The organism is Mesorhizobium sp. M0751 (genome assembly GCF_040320265.1).
Lineage (GTDB): Bacteria > Pseudomonadota > Alphaproteobacteria > Rhizobiales > Rhizobiaceae > Mesorhizobium.
On record NZ_JAMYPH010000067.1, the window covers coordinates 1 to 1,632 of the forward strand.

General features: G+C 62.6%; 1 protein-coding gene. It reads left to right on the forward strand.

What is annotated here, in order from left to right; translation table 11 throughout:
* Nucleotides 1–135: 135 nt before the first annotated feature.
* A complete protein-coding gene (locus NKI19_RS32625; RefSeq protein ID WP_352493699.1) occupies nucleotides 136–1,476 on the forward strand; it encodes an ISNCY family transposase in 1,341 nt (446 codons plus the stop codon).
* Nucleotides 1,477–1,632 lie beyond the last annotated feature (156 nt).

Genomic DNA, 1,632 nt, shown 5'->3' on the forward strand with positions numbered 1-1,632 from the left:
CTAGTTTCCGTCCGCAAACGACAAGCGTTTGATTTTGTTAGCTGAATCGCATCTTTGCGCGAGCAAGGCCCGGCGGTTTCAGGTATCTTGGATCATGCCACTGAGTCCAAGTCCCCGCCACCGCCGGAGCCGACAATGCGCCAAGAACGCACCGTCCAAGCCAGCATATTCGATGTTTTCGCCGTACACGAGATCGGCCATGAACTGAAAGCGATGTCGCAATGGCTGGATAAGCATCGCGATCTGCTTGGCGCGGTGGCGCGCGACCTGCGTCGACATGGCGTCAAGGCGACTGGACGGCGGGGACTGCCCGCCGAAGCAGTGCTGCGTTGCGCGCTGCTCAAGCAATATCGGCAGCTGACTTATCAGGAGCTGGCGTTCCATCTCGAGGACTCGGCGTCGTTCCGAGCCTTTGCCCGCCTACCATGGTCATGGAGCCCACAGAAGTCGGTGCTGCAAAGGACCATCAGTGCGATCCGGTCCGAGACCTGGGAGCAGATCAATAGGGCATTGCTGTCGGGTGCTCGGCAGGCGAAGCTCGAAGACGGCGCGGTCGTGCGGCTGGACAGCACCGTGACCTCGGCACTCATGCACGAACCGAGCGACAGCAGCCTGCTTTGGGATGCTGTGCGGGTCATGGTGCGCCTGCTGAAGCGGGCCGACGCCTTGATCGGGGGCGCCGGCCTTGAGTGGCGTGATCATTGCCGCGCAGCCAAGAAGCGCGCCCGCAAGATCCAGTTCACGCGCGGTCGACCCAATCGGGTCCAACTCTACCGCGAGCTGATCGCGATCACCCACGCGACCTTGGCCTATCTGAAGCAGGCGAGCGAGCGATTGGCCGTTGCGATCACACCGGCCATCGCTCTGTGGCAACTCCAGGTCCATCATTATCAGCCGCTGGTCGAACGCATCATCAGACAGAGCGAGCGGCGGGTGTTGGCCGGCGAGCAGGTAGCGGCCGGCGAGAAGCTGGTCAGCCTGTTCGAAGAGCATGCCGATATCATCGTCAAAGGCAGCCGCGATACCGAGTACGGTCACAAGCTCAACCTGACCACCGGCAGGAGCGGCTTGATCCTCGATCTGGTGATCGAAGCAGGCAACCCGGCCGACAGCGACCGCTTGCTGCCGATGCTGGAGCGCCACATCGACCTCTACGGCCAAGCGCCGCGGCAAGCGGCGGCCGATGGCGGCTTCGCCACTCGTGACAACCTGGCCACGGCGAAGGCGTGGGGCGTCTGCGACATGGCCTTCCACAAGAAAGCCGGCCTCAGGATCGAGGACATGGTCAAAAGCAAGTGGGTCTATCGCAAGCTGCGCAACTTCCGCGCCGGCATCGAAGCCGGCATATCATGCCTGAAGCGCGCCTACGGTTTGGCACGCTGCACCTGGCGCGGCCTTGATCACTTCAAGGCTTACGTCTGGTCCTCGGTCGTGGCCTACAACCTCGTCCTCTTCACCCGCCTCAAAGCGACCTGAACGCCAATCCCGGCATCGTCGTTGCGTCGCACCGGCCATTGCCGGCCGTCGCGGCGTGCGGCTGATAGTGCTGACCACGCTATCTTGTCGACGGTCAGCGCCCGTGATCCCATCCATCCCGTCGCTAAGGCGACCCAGCCTAGCATAAACCTCTGT